General features: G+C 60.3%; 5 protein-coding genes. All 5 read right to left on the minus strand.

Annotated features, from left to right (window positions below; genetic code table 11):
- Nucleotides 1-72 precede the first annotated feature (72 nt).
- Nucleotides 73-567, minus strand: a complete 495-nt coding sequence (locus tag BN871_RS25920) for a chemotaxis protein CheD (protein ID WP_048750056.1) — start codon at nucleotides 565-567, stop codon at nucleotides 73-75.
- Nucleotides 564-1184 (minus strand): chemotaxis protein CheC, encoded by a 621-nt coding sequence (locus BN871_RS25925; RefSeq protein WP_048750058.1) that lies wholly within the window; start codon nucleotides 1182-1184, stop codon nucleotides 564-566. Before BN871_RS25925 ends, BN871_RS25920 begins: the two co-directional genes overlap by 4 nt.
- Before the next feature lie 5 nt (nucleotides 1185-1189).
- Nucleotides 1190-1651, minus strand: a complete 462-nt coding sequence (locus BN871_RS25930) for a chemotaxis protein CheW (RefSeq protein ID WP_048750064.1) — start codon at nucleotides 1649-1651, stop codon at nucleotides 1190-1192.
- Nucleotides 1652-1674: 23 nt separating this feature from the next.
- The gene (locus BN871_RS25935) at nucleotides 1675-3729 is read right to left on the minus strand and encodes a chemotaxis protein CheA (protein ID WP_048750065.1); all 2055 of its coding nucleotides are present in this window, start codon (nucleotides 3727-3729) and stop codon (nucleotides 1675-1677) included.
- A gap of 38 nt (nucleotides 3730-3767) precedes the next feature.
- Nucleotides 3768-4586 (minus strand): CheB methylesterase domain-containing protein (locus BN871_RS25940; RefSeq protein WP_332310254.1); only part of this gene is annotated, 819 nt, incomplete at its 5' end.

Here is a 4586-nt window from a genome sequence, read left to right on the forward strand (position 1 = left end):
GGTTGATCGCCGCCGTCAGGACCGCTCCGAGCGCCGCCGACCATGCATTGATGCGCCATGTACCTATCACGCCTACAACTCCTTTGTGCCCTGCTGGACGGAGCGGACATGCAGGATGCCCGTGCCCGAATCCAGCTCGATCGTTCTGCCGTAGCTGCCGCCCGTATCCTCGGCGAGGATGGGAATGCCGTAGCTGGCAAGGACGGCCGTGCAGCTTTCCACATTGCGGGGGCCGATCCGCAGCGAATCATTGGCCGACAAGGCCGCGAACATTTGGGCGCCGCCGGCCATCTTGGCCGACAGACGGCCAAGGCGGGCACCCGCCTTCTGCATTTCTTCAATCAACAAGGGAAGAGCGGTGTCGGCGTATTTGGCCCGGTTGAAATCCGCTTCCCTGGCGATCGAGGAATTCGGGAGCATGACATGGGCCATTCCGCCGATCCTCTTCTCTGCATCGTACAACGTCAGCCCGACGCAGGAGCCGAGTCCCGTCGTACGGATGGCGCTGCCGTCGAGAGCGATATTGAGATCGGCCATTCCGACTTTCACGACTTGCTGCTGGATCATTCGAGCGGCACTCCTAGCGAGCGGAAGATAGTGGAGAACGATTCCGGGTCCGGAATCAGGAAGAACTGGCCATCCAGAACTTCCCCTCCGTCAAGAAATTTGGTCTCGATCAGCAGCGCTGTGTCGCCCATTTCTCCGTATTGCATAAGCCCGTACACGAGAACGGCTCCCGCCATGTCCATCGCGACGGCAGGTACGCTGGGCGCCAGGCTCAGCTTGGTGAGATCGGCCAGCGAAGATAAATAGGAGCCTGCGAGAATATTGCCGATCTCTCCGATGGCGGACAATTCCATATCCGAGTATTCGAGATCCTCTTCGACCTCCATCGCCGCAAGCCTGCGGAGCATCTTCTTGGCCGCGACCGGATTCATCAGAAAGAACAGATTGCCGGGAGCCTCGCCTTCCACGCGGAGAAACACCGCCATGACCAGCTCCTCGGCGCCTCCGGCCCGTTCCGCCACCTCCTCGAACGGCACCAGGCTCACCTTCGGCACGGCCATGTCGACCGGCTTGTTCAGCAAAGTGGACAGAGCCGTTGCCGCGTTGCCGGAGCCGATGTTGCCGACTTCCTTCAGGACATCCAGTTCGAAGTCGGCCAGCTTGTCGAGTGTGCTCAAATCGGTCAAGCCTCCATTTGCTCCAGCTGCACGATTTCGTTCTTGTTCAGCACTTCCGACAGGTTGAGCATGACGAGAAGCCTGCCCTGAGGCGTCTTGGCGATTCCGCGCAAATACTTGGCCTGGATGCCGCCGACGACTTCAGGCGGAAGGTCGATGTTGTCGGTGTTGATGTCCGTCACGTCGTTGGCGCGATCGACGACGAATCCGACCTCCAGCTCTCCGGAGCGCACGATGATGATGCGGGTCTGGTCCGTCGATTCCGTCTCCTCCAGCCCGAAGCGGCCCCGAAGATCGATGACCGGAACGACGACGCCGCGCAGGTTGACGACTCCCTTCACGAAGGCAGGCGTCTTGGGCACGCGAGTGACCGGCATGAGCCTTTCCACCGTCTTCACTTTATCGACCTCGATGCCGTATTCTTCTTCTCCCAGCGCAAACACGATTACTTTCAGTTCTTCTCCCATATCCGTTTGCCTCCTCCGATAGATTATTTGAACAGGGCGTTCGGATCGATGATGAGGGCGACCTGGCCATCGCCGAGAATGGTCGCTCCGGATACGGCCGGAATCTGGCCGAGATAACCGCCCATCGACTTCAGCACGATCTCGCTCTGGCCGATGAAGTCGTCCACGATGACTGCCGCCCATTTGTCGCCTTTGCGGATGACAAGATACTCGCTCTCCAGCTCTTCTTCTTCGTTGAAGTCGGCTGTTTCAAGCACACTGCCGAGAGATACGAGCGGAATGACCGCATTGCGGTATGTAATCATCCGGCTGCCATGCACGTTCAGGATGCTGTCCCGGCTGAGAATGCCGGTCTCCACGATGGAAGAAAGCGGAATGGCGTATTTCTCCGAGCCGAGCTTGATCAGCATCGCGGTGATGATCGACAACGTGAGCGGGAGCTGGATGCTGAATTTGGAGCCGATGCCGGCCTTGGATTCGACCGATACGTTGCCGCCCAAGGAAAGGATTTTCGAGCGGACGACGTCGAGTCCGACCCCGCGTCCCGAAATGTCCGAGATCGTATCCGCCGTGCTGAAGCCGGGCGCGAAGATCAGGTTGTTGATTTCGTCCTGTGTCATCCGCGCCGCTTCCTGCGCGCTGAGCACCCCGTTCTCGACAGCCTTGGCCTTGACCTTCTCGGAATTGATGCCCCTTCCGTCTTCCTCCACCTCGATAAAGACGTGGTTGCCGCTATGATAAGCCCGCAGGAATATCGTGCCGGTCTCCGGCTTGCCTGCTTCCAGGCGGCCATCCGTCGTTTCCAGGCCATGGTCGAGGGAGTTTCGGAGCAGATGGACGAGAGGATCGCCGATCTCGTCGATGACCGTCCGGTCCAGCTCGGTGTCGGCGCCGACGATGACGAGATCAACCTTTTTATTCAGGTTTTTGGCCAGATCCCGCACCATGCGGGGGAACCGGTTGAAGACGGAATCAATCGGAACCATGCGGAGCTTGAGCACGATGTTCTGCAGATCGCCGCTGATGCGGGATAGATGCTCGACCGTTTCGCTCAGCTCCGTGCGCCCGATCTCGGAAGCGAGCTGCTCCAGCCGGACCCGGTCGATCAGCAGCTCGCTGAACAGGTTCATCAGCGAATCCAGCCGGTCGATGTCCACCCGAATCGTCCGCGATGCGGCCGGAGCAGCCGGAGCCGATGCAGCCGCCGTCTGCCGCTTGGCTTCCGCGGCTGCGGAAGACGCGGCTTGAACGTCCGCCGTCCTTGCTTCCGCCGCTTTTACGGCTTCAGGAATTTCAGGATGGGCCAGCGCTTCCAGAGCGGCTTCGTCCAGAAGGCTGGCAGCGGCTGCGGCAATTTCGGAAATGTTGCCGGCTCCTTCCGCAATGGCCTGCTCGTCGGAGGCTGTTACGAGAATGACGGTGAAGGACTTGTCGAACTTTTCCTGCTCGAGATCCGTCACCGAAGGAATCGATTTGATGACTTCGCCGTGCTGTTCCAGGAAATTGAAGACCATATAGGATCGCGCTGCCTTGAGCACGCAGGAATCCTCCAGCTCGATATCGAGCCGCACGGCTTTAAGCCCGCTTTCGACCGACTGCTTGAGCACCGACAGCTGGAATTCGTCCAGATCGGCGGAGGCTCCGTTCTCATTCTTGGCAGCGGCTTGAGTTCCCGCCGCCGCGTCCTTGGCCAGATAACTGCCGTCGACGATGGATTTCAGGGAGGACAGCAGCTCCGCGACATCGGCTTTGCCGGCCCCTCCGGCCGTAATGTCGGCAACCATCGTCTCCAGAGCGTCCAACCCTTTGAAGAGCACATCGAAGATGAAAGCGTCCATCGTCAGCTTGCCGTTGCGGACAAGATCGAGGACATTCTCCATCTCGTGGGTGAGGGAAGCGAGATCCTCGAATCCCATCGTCGCCGACATTCCTTTCAGCGTATGGGCCGAGCGGAAGATGATCTGGACAATGCCGATGTCGGCCGGATCGCTTTCGAGCTTCAGGAGATTTTCATTGAGTGCTTGAAGATGATCATTGGATTCATCGATAAACATAGACAGATAAGCGTTCATATCCATTACAGGTCCACCTCCTGAACTAAGTTTGCTGTCCTGCCCTACCGGCAGCGCCGGGCAAGCTCTCCTGCAATTTGGAAAAGCGGCAGCACCGTCTGCGAGCCTCCGAGCTCAACCGCGCTGCGAGGCATTCCGTACACCACGCAGGTTTCCTCCGACTCTGTGATCGTGCTGGCCGCACCGCTCTCCCGGAGCTCCAGCATGCCTTTGGCTCCGTCGCTGCCCATTCCGGTAAGAAGAACGCAATGGCGCTCCAGCTCCGCATAGGGAACGATGGAGCGGAACAGCACGTCCACCGAAGGACGGTGCCCGCTGACTGCCGGCGATTGGGTCAGCCGGATCCGGTAGCCGGATCCGTCCTTCTCGAGCTCCATATGGCTTCCGCCGGGGGCGATGTAGACACGGCCGGCAAGGACGCGCTCGCCCTGCTCCGCTTCCGTCACCTCGATCATGCTGCCTGCTTCAAGCCGTTTGGCCAGCGATGCCGTGAAGCGGGGAGGCATATGCTGGACGACCAGCACCGGAGCCGGCAAGCTTGCCGGCAGCGAGCCGATCACTTCGCTGAGCGCTCGCGGGCCGCCGGTCGATGTGCCGATGGCGACAATCTGCGTCCACTTTTCTCTGGAAGCCAGAGATTTGGGGGCCGATTCCTCGGCTGATACAGGCGGAATGGAAGCCGGCCCCGTCTTCGCAGGCCGCGAGGCGCCTGAAGCCGGCCGTGCGGCCCGCTCCTTGGAGAGAGGAGCTTCGCTGGGACTTGCTGATCTGCGCTTGGCATCCGCAACGGGAGGAATCCGCGTCTTGCGCGTCTCGCCCGGCATCTCGCGGGCTGCGCTGCGCGGGCCTGGAGCGGATGCAGG

The organism is Paenibacillus sp. P22, from assembly GCF_000469945.2.
In the GTDB taxonomy this organism is placed as follows: Bacteria; Bacillota; Bacilli; order Paenibacillales; family Paenibacillaceae; genus Paenibacillus_O; species Paenibacillus_O humicus.